Origin of the sequence: Vibrio fujianensis, assembly GCF_002749895.1 — a bacterium.
Lineage (GTDB): Bacteria > Pseudomonadota > Gammaproteobacteria > Enterobacterales > Vibrionaceae > Vibrio > Vibrio fujianensis.
The window spans coordinates 28,315-44,613 of the sequence record NZ_NBUS01000040.1 but is presented as its reverse complement, the minus strand read 5'-3'; the positions used below and the strand labels follow the sequence as shown (position 1 = coordinate 44,613).

General features: G+C 44.1%; 14 protein-coding genes. 8 read left to right on the top strand and 6 right to left on the bottom strand.

All coding sequences use genetic code 11. The features are described from left to right. The 3 genes from B7C60_RS06150 to B7C60_RS06140 form a co-directional block, all read left to right on the top strand. The coding region (locus B7C60_RS06150; RefSeq protein WP_216639307.1) for a dihydroxyacetone kinase subunit DhaK at positions 1–918 on the top strand (918 nt) is incomplete at its 5' end. A 3-nt stretch (positions 919–921) separates the two neighbouring features. Beyond that, positions 922–1,563, top strand: coding sequence for a dihydroxyacetone kinase subunit DhaL (gene dhaL / locus B7C60_RS06145; protein ID WP_099610897.1), 642 nt, complete (start codon positions 922–924; stop codon positions 1,561–1,563). Positions 1,564–1,959: 396 nt separating this feature from the next. Further along, positions 1,960–3,615, top strand: coding sequence for a dihydroxyacetone kinase subunit DhaK (locus B7C60_RS06140; RefSeq protein WP_099610896.1), 1,656 nt, complete (start codon positions 1,960–1,962; stop codon positions 3,613–3,615). Positions 3,616–3,741: 126 nt separating this feature from the next. Here the strand turns inward: B7C60_RS06140 and speG are convergent, their stop codons facing one another. Both speG and malK read right to left on the bottom strand, forming a co-directional pair. Continuing rightward, positions 3,742–4,269: a spermidine N1-acetyltransferase gene (gene speG / locus B7C60_RS06135; protein ID WP_099610895.1), complete on the bottom strand. Its 528-nt coding sequence runs from the start codon at positions 4,267–4,269 to the stop codon at positions 3,742–3,744. A gap of 166 nt (positions 4,270–4,435) precedes the next feature. Next, positions 4,436–5,557, bottom strand: a complete 1,122-nt coding sequence (gene malK / locus B7C60_RS06130; protein WP_099610894.1) for a maltose/maltodextrin ABC transporter ATP-binding protein MalK — start codon at positions 5,555–5,557, stop codon at positions 4,436–4,438. 715 nt (positions 5,558–6,272) lie between these two features. Between malK and malE the strand changes: the two genes are divergently transcribed. From malE to malG, 3 genes are all read left to right on the top strand, one after another. Continuing rightward, entirely contained in the window at positions 6,273–7,454 is a 1,182-nt protein-coding gene (malE, locus tag B7C60_RS06120) for a maltose/maltodextrin ABC transporter substrate-binding protein MalE (protein ID WP_099610892.1), read from the top strand. A gap of 91 nt (positions 7,455–7,545) precedes the next feature. Beyond that, a complete protein-coding gene (malF, locus tag B7C60_RS06115; RefSeq protein WP_099610891.1) occupies positions 7,546–9,120 on the top strand; it encodes a maltose ABC transporter permease MalF in 1,575 nt (524 codons plus the stop codon). Positions 9,121–9,135: 15 nt separating this feature from the next. Further along, complete coding sequence (gene malG / locus B7C60_RS06110) at positions 9,136–10,026, top strand: maltose ABC transporter permease MalG (protein ID WP_099610890.1); 891 nt, start codon at positions 9,136–9,138, stop codon at positions 10,024–10,026. Positions 10,027–10,351: 325 nt separating this feature from the next. On the opposite strand, the gene B7C60_RS06105 is transcribed toward malG, so the two are convergent. The 3 genes from B7C60_RS06105 to B7C60_RS06095 all read right to left on the bottom strand — a co-directional run bounded on the left by B7C60_RS06105 (position 10,352) and on the right by B7C60_RS06095 (position 12,720). Next, positions 10,352–10,603 (bottom strand): hypothetical protein, encoded by a 252-nt coding sequence (locus B7C60_RS06105; protein WP_099610889.1) that lies wholly within the window; start codon positions 10,601–10,603, stop codon positions 10,352–10,354. 151 nt (positions 10,604–10,754) lie between these two features. Then, a complete protein-coding gene (locus B7C60_RS06100) occupies positions 10,755–11,519 on the bottom strand; it encodes a DeoR/GlpR family transcriptional regulator (RefSeq protein ID WP_099610888.1) in 765 nt (254 codons plus the stop codon). Positions 11,520–11,817: 298 nt separating this feature from the next. Then, positions 11,818–12,720: a DMT family transporter gene (locus tag B7C60_RS06095; protein ID WP_099610887.1), complete on the bottom strand. Its 903-nt coding sequence runs from the start codon at positions 12,718–12,720 to the stop codon at positions 11,818–11,820. Positions 12,721–12,816: 96 nt separating this feature from the next. On the opposite strand from B7C60_RS06095, the gene B7C60_RS06090 reads away from it, so the two are divergent. Next, positions 12,817–13,614 (top strand): AraC family transcriptional regulator, encoded by a 798-nt coding sequence (locus tag B7C60_RS06090; protein WP_099610886.1) that lies wholly within the window; start codon positions 12,817–12,819, stop codon positions 13,612–13,614. Positions 13,615–13,630: 16 nt separating this feature from the next. Here B7C60_RS06090 and pyrC read toward each other — a convergent pair whose 3' ends face one another. Then, the gene (gene pyrC, locus B7C60_RS06085) at positions 13,631–14,659 is read right to left on the bottom strand and encodes a dihydroorotase (protein ID WP_099610885.1); all 1,029 of its coding nucleotides are present in this window, start codon (positions 14,657–14,659) and stop codon (positions 13,631–13,633) included. A 237-nt stretch (positions 14,660–14,896) separates the two neighbouring features. On the opposite strand from pyrC, the gene B7C60_RS06080 reads away from it, so the two are divergent. After that, the coding region (locus tag B7C60_RS06080; protein ID WP_245868686.1) for an MOSC N-terminal beta barrel domain-containing protein at positions 14,897–16,299 on the top strand (1,403 nt) is incomplete at its 3' end.

Below are 16,299 nucleotides of genomic sequence, written 5' to 3'. Positions count from 1 at the left end.
GGTCAGGAGCCATTACACAGTGAGTTTGTTGGCCGAGGTATGCTAGCGGCTGCGTGCATTGGTGAGCATTTTACTGCGCCATCTGCATTACAAATCACGGAGCATGTCAAAACACATTTCCCATCTTCTACGCCGATCTTATTTTTAGTGAAAAACCACACTGGTGATGTGCTGAATTTTCAAATGGCAACCGAATGGTTAGCCGAACAAGGGTATTTGGTTGATTTTTGTCTAGTGGATGATGATTGTGCGCCTTTGCCAGCTCACTGCTCGATGGGTGGCAAAGGGCTTGCAGGGATTGTTATGTTGCAAAAATTGCTTGGCGCTTACAGCCTACAGCTCGCTGATTCGAGTTGGTCTGGTCAGCAGCAACTGAGTGAGTTAACTGAACAAGCGCGGCAATGGACGGCACAATGTCATACCATCAGTGTCGGTTTTGAAGGCCAGCCATCCCCCAAGCCAGATCAACGGATTGAGCAGATCAAAATTGGCGTCGGTCTACACAATGAACAAGGTATTATGCAGCTAACCTCAGGAACATTTTCTGAGGTGTTGCAACAGATGGTGCATGTGTTACTGAATGCGTGTATACGACCTCGATTACAAATTCATTGGTCGCATGTGACTTATCAATGGCAGCAGCAATTTGTTACTGCTGCGACGATTAATCAGCCACGTTATTTACTCTTACTCAATGGGTTGAGTGAACAAAGTGAACCGCAATTAAGCGAGATTTGCCAGCGAGTGATGCAACAATTTAGCCAGAGTGAGGTGACGATTGTCGATTGTGTCGCTCAGACTGTATGCCGTGGTGCGCATCCCAATGCTTTTTCTGTGACTTTATTCGCCCTTGATGATCTCGCTTTATCTTGTTGGCAAGCGCCGGTGGATACTTCCTACTGGCAATGGGGGAAATAAACCATGCTCACCCAAGCGATGGTGTATCACTGGTTACAATTACTGAGTCAAAATTTATTACAGCATAGCGAGTATCTGAATCAATTGGATGCAGAAATTGGTGATGCCGATCATGGGGTGAATATTCAGCGTGGTTGTACTTTATTAATCAGTAAGCTACCAAGTTTATCCGATATGAGTATCGCGCATTTATTGCAAAATTTGGGCTTTGTATTTCTTTCTGGTGTGGGGGGAGCGAGTGGACCTTTGTACTATACGCTGTTCCAACGTGCAGCCTGTAGTGTCGAGGGGAAAATGACCCTGAGCGTTGAGGATCTCAACCGAGCCTTAATAACGGGGCAGCAAGGGATTAAAATCCGAGGCTATGTACAATACCAAGATAAAACACTGTATGACATCTGGTATGTCGCCGCAGAAACGTTACAGCGGAGCGTGGCTCGCCAGCATACCATGGCGCAGAGCTTAGCAGCACTGAACCATGCCTGTCAGCAAGTGGCTCATGATTCCATTCCCTGGCCAGCTAAACGAGGCAGGGCGGCGTATTTAGGCGAACAGAGCTGTGGTTATTTAGATCCTGGGATTGAATCAAGCCGAGTGATCATCGCCAGTTTATACCAAGCGTTTGAGCATCTTTCTGCTGCTTAGTTCTTGTTTTTCTTAATCACACGACTTTTCTTGATCTTCTATTTGAATGAAGCAGCGCAGCTATCGGCTGCTTTGTCCTTTTATTCATACGATCCACAGTACCCCAGCACTTGGGGTATTTTTTCATTTATCGTGCATGTTCTATTTGTCGTGAACGTGACTAAGCTAAGTCGTTCGTGGGGTTCATCAACTTTTGGCGATAGAAAGAAGCTGAGGTTCACGTGATATCGTTTCAGCTCACAATCTAAAGAGAGGTGTCGTCAATCGCGTTTCATTATGAACCAATCTGTAAATCAAAACCGTTCCATTATGCAACGTGAGATTTTTTTTGCTGATCGGAAGTGTCATCCGCACAATCAAAGCTGTTGATTAACTTGTAATCCAAGGAATAACGTGATGACTCAATTTTTGATGAATAACAAAGAGCAATTGGTAAATGAAGCGATTGAAGGGGCCGTGTTAACCAGCCCTTGGCAAAATCTAGAGCAATTGGATATTGATCCACACATTCGGATCGTGGTTCGTCGTGATTGGGATAAAAGTCAAGTGGCGATTATTTCTGGTGGTGGTTCTGGTCATGAGCCCGCTCACGTTGGTTTTGTTGGGAAAAACATGCTCACTGCCGCGGTATGTGGCGATGTGTTTGCCTCACCCAGTGTTGATGCAGTGTTTAATGCGATAGTGCAAGTGACCGGTGAAGCGGGTTGTCTGTTGATTGTTAAAAATTACACTGGCGACCGGTTAAACTTTGGTTTAGCGGCGGAAAAAGCCAAGCGTCTCGGTTATCAAGTTGAGATGGTAATGGTTAGTGATGACATTGCTCTACCCGACAATAAGCAGCCTCGTGGTGTGGCTGGCACTTTATTTGTGCACAAAGTTGCCGGTTATATGGCGGAGCAAGGTCAATCACTTTCTGCCGTCACTGAAGCTGCGCAAATGGCGATTCAGCGCACCGCCAGTATTGGCGTGGCCTTATCCAGCTGTCATTTGCCGGGTGAAACGCACAGTGAGCGAGTCGCTCCCGGTCATGCTGAGCTAGGGTTGGGTATCCACGGTGAACCTGGAGTCTCAGTTTTAGCAACGCAAAATAGCCGCGATATTCTGGCGATGATGATTGAAAAGCTGCTTGCCGCTTATCCGTTAACGGGTGATGATAAAGTGGCGGTGCTACTCAATAACTTGGGTGGCGTGTCCAATCTTGAAATGAGCCTGTTAACGCGTGATTTGTGCCATTCTTCATTAGCGACCGCAATCGAGTACTTAGTCGGCCCTGCACCTCTTATGACGGCGTTAGATATGAAAGGCTTTTCCCTCTCACTACTGCATTTAAATCCGCAATTGGAAGCGGCATTATTGGCTCCAACTGAGGTCAGCAGTTGGCCAACCCCGTTAGCGGTTAACGAAGTTGCGCGCCGCGTAGTCGAAAAGCAAGCCGATCAACTGCACTATCAAGCCTCCGAGCATGCTGAGCATCAAATGATTGTTAACTGTATTTGCCGTACCTTGATCGATAATGAAGGTGAACTAAATCGGTTAGATAGCTTAGTCGGCGATGGCGATACCGGTTCCACGTTTGCTGCTGGAGCCCGACAAATTTATCGTGAAAGCCAAGCTAATCAATTGCCTTTCGCGCAAGTCGATAAGTTATTAGGTGTGGTGGGTGAGCGTCTTGCAACTGTGATGGGCGGTTCAAGCGGCGTGTTATTGTCGATTTTCTTTACCGCGGCAGGGCAACAGATGAGCGAAGGGCAACCCCTGGCGAGTGCATTCGTGGCGGGATTAAATAAAATGAAACAATACGGCGGTGCTGAGCTGGGTGATAGAACCATGATCGATGCACTACAACCTGCACTGGAAGCGTTAGTGGCAGGACAAAGCTTAACAGAAGCGGCGCACGCTGCAGAGCAAGGCTGTGCTTCCACCGCGTTAATGGACAAAGCCAATGCTGGTCGCTCGTCTTATTTAGCCAGCGACAGTTTAAGCGGCGTTAAAGACCCCGGCGCGGTTGCGGTCGAAAGCGTTTTTGCAGCGCTTGCCCGATTGAATCGCTAATTATGTTAAGTCGCAACGCTGCCTAATATAAACCACCGGCCAAGCCGGTGGTTTTGGTTGTGAAGCAAAGAAAATTTCTTTTGCTTCCATGATGTCTTTGATGATGAATGATATCTATGGGGAGTTTTAGTCTTGTTTGATTTTTTCCAGATAGTCACTTTGTAGGATATACATCCGTTTGACATCGCGGTAACTGCCGTTAATGAAAAACTCTTGCACTAAATGACCTTCTTCAATAAAACCGCATTTTCTATATAAGTGAATGGCTTTATCGTTTTCAATAGAGACGTGCAGATAAATTTTGTGCAAATTGAGAATGGTAAAAGAGTAATCCAGCGCCCGATGAATTAAGGTTTGCGCGTAGCCTTTTCCTTGGTGTTCTGGGGTGATGATAATTTGAAACTCGGCACTGCGGTGAATGTAGTTAATTTCGATTAATTCAACTAAACCGATCAACGCTTTCTCTGCATTCTCAACCACAAAGCGTCGTTCAGCGTTGTCATGAATATGTTTATTATACAATTCCTCTAGTTCATCAAAAGATTCGTACGGTTCTTCAAACCAGTAGGACATGATATTGCGGTTATTATTAAGGTTATGGATAAAGCGTAAATCGCCGCGCTCTAAAGCTCTAAGCGCTAATTGATGTTTCATAAAGCCTCATATTATTCTTGTTTTGGAGAGATTACTTTACTGCGGATGGTGTCGTTTGGCGAGTGGTGTCTCAGATTTTGTTTGTTGTATTGATGATCCGTGAATGAAATATCCCCCTGACTATGTTCGTCGAGGGGGAGGCAGTATGCGGGTGCTAATAATATGTTTAGCGAGAAATGACCACGCCTTTCTCTTGATGTAGACGTTGGCAACCACGGCCATCACTATGGAATAAGTGGCAGCGATGCGCAGGTAAACCAATGGTTAAGCTATCCCCGACTTCGATATCTAAGGTATCGGGTTGGCGGTAGATAATATCTGAATCTGAACCTTTTACATTCATATACACTTGGGTTTCATTACCAAGTTTTTCGACAATCATCACCTTACCTTCAATCTGTGCATCGCCATCTTCAGCTTTTAATAAATGCTCAGGTCGAACGCCCAATGACATCCGAGAGCCTTTTTCGACCGTGGTGCCATCGACAGGAATCCAGAAGGTAAATCCATTAGACAGTTTGACTTTAACTTGATCTTTTTCAGCTTCTTCAATTGTTACACTCATGAAGTTCATTTTGGGGGAACCGATGAAACCGGCAACAAAACGATTTTGTGGGTAATGGTATAATTCCAGTGGTTTGCCTATTTGTGAAACAAACCCAGCATCAAGCACGACGATTTTATCCGCCATGGTCATGGCTTCAACTTGGTCATGGGTGACGTAGATCATCGTACAACCCAGTTTGCGTTGTAGTTTGGTAATTTCAGAACGCATCTGAACGCGCAGAGCGGCGTCGAGGTTGGATAACGGTTCGTCAAGTAGAAAAACATTCGGTTGTGAGACTAAGGTCCGACCAATAGCGACACGCTGACGCTGCCCACCAGACAATGCCTTAGGTTGACGATCTAGTAGGTGGCTAAGTTGTAAAATATCCGCCGCGTGTTTGACACGTTTACTGATCTCTTCTTTGTTGGCCTTGGCCAATTTTAATCCAAAAGACATGTTGTCATGTAAGTTAAGATGTGGATACAGTGCATAAGATTGGAATACCATACCAACACCACGTTTAGACGGTTCAACGTCATTCATTCGTTGCTCTCCGATATATAGATCACCGGAGGTAATGTCTTCCAGACCAGCAATACAACGTAGCAATGTTGATTTACCGCAGCCTGATGGGCCGACGAATACGACGAATTCGCCTTCTTTAATTTCTAAATCAACATTTTTAGAAACTAATACATCGCCATAAGCTTTACATACATTTTTTAACGTGACATTCGCCATCTAGCTCGTCCTCGATCAAGATTTTTTTATTGATTACTGCCTATCATTATATGAATTATGTCACAGGCAATAACAGTAGGAATTTTTGTTAAGGTGAATCATTTCTCATGGTAATGCACGCGATTCAGCGGCTACGCTGAGTTACCTTTAACGTGTGAGTAAGAAAAGAAAGGGTGATGTCCATAAACAAAAGGTTTATAGAAAGCATCACCCATCAAAGCCAAGAATTAGCTTGCCTCCCCCGACATGAATGAGCGTCTCCCCCGTACAATAATTACCACGAACACTCAATTTATGACAGCAAACCAATTTGGCAATGCAAGCCAGTACCATTTTGAATACTGGAAAGGGTTCTTACCATCCACTCTTGGATGTGCTTAGTTTCTCTAAAGCCAAGGGGAATCACATCCTCCTAAGCATTTTTTTTGCAGGGGGAGTAGTAAAGGAGGAGGGGGGGCGGCTTAAAAAACACCAAGTTAGATCCAGTTCAAATTATTTAATCAGGTAAAGTTGAACTTGATCACAGTCGGTATTTTTTTTGTGATCTATATCGCCAACTGTAGAGGATGTAGATCACGAAAATAGGTCATAATAGCGAGGGCGTAGAAAGGAGGAGGATGAGGTCACACCATTTTTTACCGATGATATATGGCGAAAGAAATATGGCATAACCTCGATTCGGTGAGCCCTACAACACAAATAAAAGGATATGAATATGAAAAATGCCCTAAGCACTGTCGCGCTAAGTACTTTGGTTGCGCTTGGCTCATTTGGTGCAAACGCTGCTATTCAAGAAGGACAACTGACAATCTGGATCAATGGTGACAAAGGTTATAATGGTCTTGCTGAAGTAGGTAAAAAATTTGAAGCGGATACAGGCATTAAGGTGACGGTTGCTCACCCTGATGGTCTACAAGATCGTTTCCCACAAACAGCAGCAACAGGCGATGGTCCAGATATCGTGTTTTGGGCTCATGACCGTTTTGGTGGTTACGCAGAAGCCGGTTTGCTAGCAGAAATTAAACCTTCACAACGTATTCAAGAAGGTATCGTCGATTTTGCATGGGATGCTGTGAAATATAATGGCAAAGTTATTGGTTACCCTGTTGCTGTTGAATCGCTTTCTCTTATTTACAATAAAGATCTTGTACCTAACCCACCAAAAAGTTGGGAAGAAGTGGCTGAACTTGATGCTAAGCTGAAAAAACAGGGTAAATCAGCCATCATGTGGAATCTAAAAGAACCGTACTTCACTTGGCCAATCATGGCTGCTGATGGGGGTTATGCCTTTAAATATACAGGTGGCGGCTATGACATTAAAGATGCCGGAATCGCTAAAAAAGGTGTAAAAGATGCCATGAACTTTGTGAAAGGTTTAGTCGATAAAGGCGTGATTTCAGCTGATATGGACTATTCTGTTTCTGAAGCGGAGTTCAACAAAGGTAACACCGCGATGACGATCAATGGCCCTTGGTCTTGGAATAACATTGAACGTTCAGGCATTAACTATGGTGTGACTACATTGCCTAAATTTAACGGTAAGTCATCTAAACCGTTTGTTGGCGTACTAACGGCTGGTATCAGTACCGCTTCACCAAACCGCGACTTAGCCGTTGAATTCTTAGAGAATTATTTATTGACCAATGAAGGTCTACGCATGGTGGATAATGATAAACCATTAGGCGCTGTGGCTCTAAATTCTTTCCAACGTGAACTCGATTCTGATGCGCGCATTGCTGCGACGATGGATAACGCAATGAACGGCGAAATCATGCCAAATATCCCACAAATGAACGCATTCTGGGGTGCGGCGAAGAGCGCAATCATCAATGTTGTGGATGGCCGTCAAACAGTAGACGCAGCGCTTGCTGATGCTGAAAAACAAATGACTCGCTAAACCTTAAGCGTCATTCATATCGTGTTAATTTTTGAGGAGGGGGTAACCTCTCCTTACTTTACCAGTTTTCAATTCGCTAGCAGGTTGTCATATGCAGTCAATTCAAGATACAAAGGCGATGCCAGTTTCAGCCAAGACACGACCAGTCAGCAAGGGTGCCTTTATTAAATGGGCCGTTTTAGGCGCAGTAGGTATCGTGAATGGCTACGCAACGATTTTAATGTATTCTCGCGGTGAGCTTGCGTTTGCATTGCTTACCATACTTCTTACGGTATTAGCTTTATATATTTTTGGCAGTAAGAGAACTTACGCACATCGTTATATTTATCCAGGTGTGGCAGGGATGATTCTATTTATCCTGTTTCCACTCGCTTACACAGTAAACTTAGCGTTTACTAACTACAGCGCCAAAAATCAGCTTTCTTTTGAAAGAGCGCAAACGGTGCTACTGAGCCAAGCTTATCAAAGTGGTGAAAGTTATCCTTTCACATTACATCACACGGATGATGGATATCAGATTGTCATTAAAGATGGTGACACCTTATATACCACAGAGAGTTTTACCTTATCAGGCAATGTTCCTTCAGAGCTCGATCTTGAGCCTGTCGATAAGGTGATAGGTGAGCCTGAGCCGATTAAAACCATCGTTGGATATCGTAGTTTATTATCGACGATTGATCTTCACTTTCCGTCCGGTGCAGATATTCGAATGAGTGGATTACGGCAGTTTGCTGCAGTGGTTCCGTTGTATACCTTACAAAACGATGGAGAAACACTGCTTAATAATAGAACGGGTGAATTGCTTCGTCCTAATATGGATGTCGGCTTTTACCAAGCCATTGATGAGCAAGGCCAGTTTGTTGGAAATAATGTTTCCCCAGGGTTTATTGTCTCCATTGGTTCGCACAACTTTGAGCGTGTCTGGAAAGATGATGGTATTAAAGAGCCGTTTATTGGTATTTTCATCTGGACCGTGGTGTTTTCTGTATTATCTGTTGCTTTTACCTTGATCATCGGTTTAATTCTGGCCAGTGTCGTGCAGTGGGAAGCTTTAAAAGGTCGTGCTATTTACCGAGTGCTGCTGATCCTTCCTTATGCGGTTCCAGCCTTTATTTCGATATTGATCTTTAAGGGCTTGTTTAACCAAAGCTTTGGTGAAATCAATATGGTATTACAAGGCTTGTTTGGCCTGAGCCCAGCTTGGTTTTCTGATCCTTTCCTAGCGAAATGTATGGTGCTTATCGTCAATACTTGGCTTGGTTTCCCTTATATGATGATTTTATGTATGGGGTTACTGAAAGCGATTCCTGATGATCTTTATGAAGCGTCAGCCATTGATGGAGCCAACTTTGTACAGAACTTTACCCGTATAACTCTACCGTTAATGATTAAACCATTAACGCCATTATTGATTGCCAGTTTTGCTTTTAACTTTAATAACTTTGTCATGATTCAATTGTTAACTGGTGGTGGTCCAAACATGATTGGTACTTCAGAGCCTGCCGGTTATACCGACTTGTTAGTTAGTTATACATACCGTATTGCGTTTGAAGGTGCAGGTGGTCAGGACTTTGGCTTAGCCAGTGCGATTGCAACGCTCATCTTCTTACTGGTGGGAGCATTAGCATTACTCAACTTACGTTTTACCAAAGTATCTCAGAACTAAATAGGAGCGACGAATATGGCTATGGTTCAAGGAAAATCGCTCAAATATCGCGTTTGGGCTTCGCATCTCGCGTTATGGGCATTCTTAGCATTGATTATTTTCCCATTGTTAATGGTCATTGCTATCTCTTTTCGTGAAGGTAACTTTGCGACAGGCAGCCTGATTCCAGAAAAACCATCACTGGAGCATTGGAAACTGGCGTTGGGCATTGCGGTGACGAATGCAGATGGCACCGTCACACCACCGCCATTTCCTGTCTTGACTTGGCTGTGGAACTCAGTAAAAGTGGCTTCGATTTCATCCATTTTTATCGTCTGTTTATCCACGACATCCGCATATGCCTTTGCTCGTATGCGTTTTAAAGGTAAAGACACTATCTTAAAAGCGATGATGATTTTCCAAATGTTCCCAGCAGTACTGGCTTTAGTGGCCATCTATGCACTGTTTGATAAGCTTGGGCAATACATTCCATTTTTAGGGCTAAATACTCACGGTGGTTTGATCTTTGCTTATCTTGGCGGTATTGCTTTGCACGTATGGACAATCAAAGGTTATTTCGAAACGATTGATAATTCGTTAGAAGAAGCCGCAGCACTGGATGGTGCGACACCTTGGCAAGCCTTTAGATTAGTTTTGTTGCCTCTATCAGTGCCTATTTTGGCTGTGGTCTTTATTCTGTCATTTATTATGGTGGTGGGTGAAGTTCCGGTAGCATCATTACTGCTTTCTGATGTAGAATCATACACACTTGCCGTTGGTATGCAGCAATATCTTTACCCGCAAAACTATCTGTGGGGAGACTTTGCCGCCGCAGCCGTGCTGTCAGCATTACCAATCACGGCCGTATTTTTACTTGCACAACGTTGGCTTGTCGGAGGACTTACCGCTGGCGGCGTGAAAGGATAATAAAAATAGGGCGGCCATAAGGTCGCCCATTTGTTCTCTCTTAACACTTTTGGTTTGGCCGCCGATCAGTTAAGAGTGCACAAGCTTCTGGCGTTACGCATAGCTGGCTGTTAGCTCTATTCCTTACTAGCTAAATGACTAACAGTTTTTGTAACCGGAACCTGAGCCATGCTCAGGTTTTTTTATGCTCGTTTGGTCTCTAAGTGTGATGATCGCTTAAGAAATTGAAAACACAGGGAGTAGGATAAAGTTTATGCGCCAAGAGGAAAGTGACGGGTTAGGATAATGCGAGTCAGATCTAATTGATTATGATCAGCGAGCGAAGCTAAAATTCACGATTTGAAGGTGCACATCCGACATACTGGAGTAAAACATATAAACTCTCTTGCTGTAGTGCAACCCGACGGAAGAGATCGGCAAACGTATCATCGCCGCCAAAACACGTTTTTATGTAATGATTAATATCATCAGGGTGATAGCCTTCGACATAGAGAGAACGAACCCATTGATATTCCACCGCTTTCGCATTCGTAAGCGTTGATTCACTTAATGTGATTTGTTTGAGCGTTAAGGGCATGAATGTTTTCTCTGACTGATGATGTAGATATTACAGCAAAGAAAAATGAACCTTCCATGACAATCAAAATATGCCGTTTCACTGAGCGGTAGCGGATTATTATTGACCACTCCACCCAGCGCAACATCGGCCGTCAAGCCACTCTATTGCATTACAGTGCGACTTGTATGGTGACCTCATGTTCTTGGGCGAAAGACTCGATCTCTTTTGGTGGCGGTTGATCGGTAATCACCAAATCGATATCAGCGAGAGTGCCGAGTTTAACCATCGCATTGCGACCAAATTTACTATGATCAACACCGAGATAAACACAACGGCTATTCTCAATAATGGCGCGTTTCACTCGGACTTCATGGTAATCAAAGTCAAGCAGAGAGCCATCGTAATCGATACCACTGATCCCCAAAATACCGAAATCGAGACGAAACTGAGAAATAAAATCTAATGTTGCTTCACCGGTAACGCCACCATCTTTATTGCGCACTTCGCCACCGGCAAGAATAATACTAAAATCGGGTTTATTCATGAGGATGGTTGCAACATTGATATTATTGGTCACAATGCGTAAATGATGGTGTTCTATCATTAATGCTCTCGCGATCGCCTCTGGGGTGGTACCAATATCAATAAAGAGGGTGGCACCGTCTGGAATATGTTTGGCTAAAGCGGCGGCGATGGTTTCTTTTTCTGTTTGCAAGGTGACTTGGCGTGTGTGATACGACGAATTTTCAGAACTGGTCGCGATCGTAGCGCCACCATGATTACGCCGTAATTTATTGGCATCAGCTAATTCATTAAGATCGCGGCGGATGGTTTGTGGGCTGACATCAAACCGTTCAACCAATTCTTCTGTACTCACAAAACCTTGAGTTTGAACAAGTTCAATAATTTCTTGATGGCGTTGAACCGCTTTCACTAGCATATCCTTATACGTTGAGGTGCTATACCTAAGAAATTTCAATTTTCATCTAAATATACCCTTCCTACTTGAAGCTGTAGGGGTGTTGGCTATGTTCGTTCATCCCAATCACATAGCCTGTCTATGCTGATGGGGATTTACTTACTTGCCGCCTAGCTACAACTCTAAGTTGTTTGGGTATAAATGTTTGAGGTCATTTGAGCGTATAAGTGTACGGTTTACTCAATAAAATTCAATGAATTCATTCGCTCAATGCTCGTTTTATGAAAAACGAACATTGAGCGGTCAGTGAATATCAGAGCGATGGCGCTTTTTCTATCGGTTTTAATGCCATTGTTCGGCGAGTTTTTAATTGCGATAAAATCACCCCACTAATGACCATTAAGCCACCGAACAAGTGGTAATGATGGATTTGTTCTCCAAGCAAGGTGGCGGCTAGCGTAAGAGCGACGACGGGTAATAAATTCATGAACATTGCTGAAGCGTCGGCCCCAATGGCATTGATTGCTTTTATCCACATCCAAGGCGCAAGCAATGAGGCGGCAATGCCGGCATACGCCATGAGAAATAGAGAGCCTTCGGTTGGAAGTAAACGCTCACTGGTTAACCAGAGTGGCGTTAGCATAATCACGGCACATACCCCTTGTAAGTAGATCAGGATCCAACTATTAAAAGGCATTTTCCAGCGTTTGAGTAATACGCAGTAAAATGCGTAAACGATTGCGGCAAGTACCATTAAGCCATCGCCTTGAGTGATGGGTTGATGAAGGAAAAATAGCATATCGCCTTGTCCAAGCATTAAAGCTAAACCAATAAATGAAATGATACCGCCCGCAATGCTTAATCCAGAAATTGATTTATGCAACAAAGGGACACTAATAAAGACACTCAGCAGCGGAACGAGAGAGGTGATTAACGACATATTAGAGGCCGTCGTTGTTAATCCCGCGTAGTAGCCTAGTGATTGATTGAGTACCATCCCTAGTAGCGCTAAACCGGCAAGTTTGGGTAAATAAGGTTTGATCAGATGGCGCTGTTGATACACCTTGGGTAAACAAAATGGACTTAAAATGAGCACGGCAATAAACCAGCGATAAAAACTCATTGCGCTGGGTTCTATGACGCTCGCGGCCATTTTATTGACAATGGAGTTGCCTCCCCAAATCAGCACCGTAAATAAAGGAAGTAAATAAATCATCGTTTTTATCGTCAGTTAAGTATTGGCGGTAGTGTGACAGGTCTATATAATTATATATATCTTTAAAAAGACACCTTGAGCGATAGGAAGACAAGTTTGATAAAGCCAGCAAGAAACCTTCACCCCTCATTATCAATCGAACACGCACCATCCGATGTATTTATGAATTTTGAAGCCTTTCTTTCTAATACCGAAACACGAGAGCACAGCCATCATTGGGGGCAAGTACAACTCATTTCGGGTGGCATCTTAGAAATGGAAGCGGAAGATACACGTTTTCTCGCACCGCCACATTTAGCAATTTGGGTTCCGGCTGGTATTCGTCATAAAAGTTATAACCGTCGACCATTGGAGTATTGCTCTCTTAATATTGCCACCGATATGACACATGCCTTTCCTAATAAAACCAGCTTAATTAAAGTTACACCGATTGTGTCAGCAATTATTGATGACTTTCGTCAGCGAGAAGTGAGTGTTGCCGATAATGTTAAGGATAAACGTTTGGTGCAAGTGTTATTAGATCAGTTGGCGACTCAAGAAACACAGCACCATTTTTTACCGACCAGTGATCATAAATATTTAGCCCCGATATTGCAGGCGATTGAAGAAAATCCAACCGATGAAACGAACTTATCAGAATGGGCACAGCGGATTCATACCACCGAGCGTACCCTTGCTCGTTATTGTCAAACCGAGTTGGGAATGAGTTTTACCGAGTGGCGGTTACGTGTGCGTTACCTTTATTCGATGGAACTACTGCGCCACGGACAGTCAGTCAAAGAGGTGGCATTAACACTAGGCTATAACCAAGCCAGTCCATTTATTGCGATGTTTAAAAAATACTCCGGCCAGACACCGGAGCAATATAAAAATCGTGTATTATCGCTTTGTTGATAGGATTTTAAACGAGTTATTTAACCATCCACTGCACAGCTTCGCCGGCGCGGATTGGGGTGACAATCTCTTTCCCAAATGGCAAAGAGGCTGGCACATCCCACGCTTGTTTAGTGAGTGTGACAGTATCACTATTACGTGGTAACCCATAAAAATCAGGCCCGTTATGGCAAGCAAATGCGACTAAATTTTCCAGCTTCCCTGCCTGTTCAAAGACTTCTGCATAAAGTTCTAAAGCGGCATGTGCGGTGTAAGAGCCTGCGCAACCGCAAGCGGCTTCTTTATTGCCTTTTGCGTGAGGAGCTGAGTCGGTACCTAAGAAAAATTTCTTATTACCGGAGGTGGCGGCGGCAATCAACGCATCTTGGTGAGTGGCCCGTTTGAGGATCGGTAAGCAATAAAAATGCGGGCGAATACCGCCAACTAACATGTGGTTACGGTTAAAGAGTAGGTGATGTGCGGTGATGGTCGCTGCGAGATTGTCACCCGCATGTTGGACAAAGTTAACGGCTTCGGCGGTGGTAATGTGTTCTAACACAATCTTTAATTGTGGAAAATCTTGCACGATCGGGGCTAACACGGTTTCTAAAAAGGTTTTTTCTCGGTCAAAGATATCGACATCGTGCGTGGTCACTTCTCCATGGATCAAGAGTAGTAGCCCTTCTTCTTGCATCGCTTGCAAAACCGGGTAAATATTTTTCGGGTCGGTAACACCGGAATCTGAATTGGTGGTTGCACCTGCTGGATAGAGTTTTGCGGCGACAATCGCTCCTGAGGCTTTGGCGTTACGGATTTCGTCAACAGAGGTGTTGTCTGTTAAATAAAGCGTCATTAAGGGTTCAAAATGCGCCTGAGGTTTTGCTGCCATAATCCGCTCACGATAAGCCAGCGCCATTTCTGTGGTGGTGACGGGTGGGACGGTATTAGGCATTATCAAGGCGCGCCCGTTATAACGGCTAATATCGCGTACTGTATCGATTAGAACCTCGCCATCACGTAGATGGACATGCCAATCGTCAGGGCGAGTGATCGTAAGTGTTGTCATAAATTGCTCCCACCATGGATAAGTTGAATGATTGGAGCCTAAACTCAACCGTTTGATATCACGCAAACGCTTCCGTTTAAGCGACCGGATGATAGAGCAAAAGCGGCACAATATCATCTTTTTCTTGAAAGAAAAGTCGGCTGAAAGGGGCTTTGTGAACATTTGAGGACGATTGAATCTTGCTTTATTTGTTTTAGTATAGCCAGTGTAGAGAATAATAATGAATAAGGAATCGTAATGTCGTCAACGCTGCTTGCACAAATTTCGCTCTATCCCGTAAAGTCGATTGGTGGATTGTCTCTTTCCAGTGCTTGGGTTGAAAAACAAGGTTTGATGTTTGATCGTCGCTTTATGTTGGCTTTCTCGGATGGCAGCATGGTGACAGCGAGACAGTACCCCGCCATGGTTAACATTCGCTCGGTATTGACACCGAATGGTCTGATATTTTCAGCTCCCAATAGGCCCTCATTAAAGGTGTGTTACCAGACATTTAAAATGCAACCAGCTCAAGCTCAAGTATGGAAAGACCGTTTTACTGCTTATACCACCACGGATGAAGCCAATGATTGGTTTAGTGATATATTGGGCCGACGCGTTGAGTTGTTGTTCACTGGAGAGCAATCTCATCGCATACGTGAAAAAGTGGGTAGTAATGTCAGTTTTGCTGATGGTTATCCTGTGCTGGTGATTAGCCAAGGCTCATTAGATGAACTGAATCGCCGGAGCGCAGAAACGCACAGTATGGAGCAGTTTCGAACCAATTTAGTCGTTTCTGGAACCGAACCTTTTGCTGAAGATGGTTGGAAGCGTATTCGAATTGGGGAAGTAGAATTTGAAGCGGTAAAACCTTGTGAACGCTGCATTCTAACAACGGTCGATGTGAAGAAAGGCGCGTTTCGGGCATCGAAAGAGCCTTTGCACACATTGGCTCAGTTTCGTGCCAATGAACAGGGTGGAGTGTTTTTCGGTCAAAACTTGATTGCCAAAAATGAAGGCATGATTCATGTTGGCGATGAAATAGAAGTGCTCGAATACAAAAAGAAAGAAATCTATATCGATCACCGATTGACTCGTTATCAAATGACCTGCGTAGAGCGTGAAACAATAGCCAATAATTTTGTTACCTTCTGGTTGGAATCGGATCAGGCCATGCCCGATTATTTACCCGGTCAGCATTTACCGATTGACATCATGTTGGATGGGGAAATGGTTTCTCGCTGTTATACGCTCTCTTCTAGCCCTTCTCGCCCCGGCCGTTTGGCCATTTCAGTTAAAGGTATTGAAGGTGGGCTAGTCTCCAACTGGTTATTGGATAATTTACACCTTGGAGACACACTAGAAACACAATCACCGAATGGGCATTTTTATTTACAGCCTCAGCCGTCGTATCAGCCTCTGTTATTACTTTCAGCTGGCAGCGGGGTGACTCCCATGTTGTCGATGATTCGTTATCTGGCCGATCAAGGCCAATTAAAAGATGTGGTGTTTTATCATCAATGTCGGACAGTGAACGATATTCCTGTACGGGAAGAGTTGGAGCAGTTAAAGCGAACTTACCCAGGCTTCAAAATGATGATTTGTTTAACCCAGCCACCGATAGATTGGTTTGGTTTAAAAGGGCGACTATCCTTATCTCATCT

Bases quoted from the DNA above. Each gene is read 5' to 3' on its own strand.
- malE (WP_099610892.1), top strand. From the start codon at position 6,273: ATGAAAAATGCCCTAAGCACTGTCGCGCTAAGTACTTTGGTTGCGCTT.
- speG (WP_099610895.1), bottom strand. From the start codon at position 4,269: ATGAAACATCAATTAGCGCTTAGAGCTTTAGAGCGCGGCGATTTACGC.
- pyrC (WP_099610885.1), bottom strand. From the start codon at position 14,659: ATGACAACACTTACGATCACTCGCCCTGACGATTGGCATGTCCATCTA.
- B7C60_RS06140 (WP_099610896.1), top strand. From the start codon at position 1,960: ATGACTCAATTTTTGATGAATAACAAAGAGCAATTGGTAAATGAAGCG.
- malF (WP_099610891.1), top strand. From the start codon at position 7,546: ATGCAGTCAATTCAAGATACAAAGGCGATGCCAGTTTCAGCCAAGACA.
- malG (WP_099610890.1), top strand. From the start codon at position 9,136: ATGGCTATGGTTCAAGGAAAATCGCTCAAATATCGCGTTTGGGCTTCG.
- dhaL (WP_099610897.1), top strand. From the start codon at position 922: ATGCTCACCCAAGCGATGGTGTATCACTGGTTACAATTACTGAGTCAA.
- malK (WP_099610894.1), bottom strand. From the start codon at position 5,557: ATGGCGAATGTCACGTTAAAAAATGTATGTAAAGCTTATGGCGATGTA.
- B7C60_RS06105 (WP_099610889.1), bottom strand. From the start codon at position 10,603: ATGCCCTTAACGCTCAAACAAATCACATTAAGTGAATCAACGCTTACG.
- B7C60_RS06095 (WP_099610887.1), bottom strand. From the start codon at position 12,720: ATGATTTATTTACTTCCTTTATTTACGGTGCTGATTTGGGGAGGCAAC.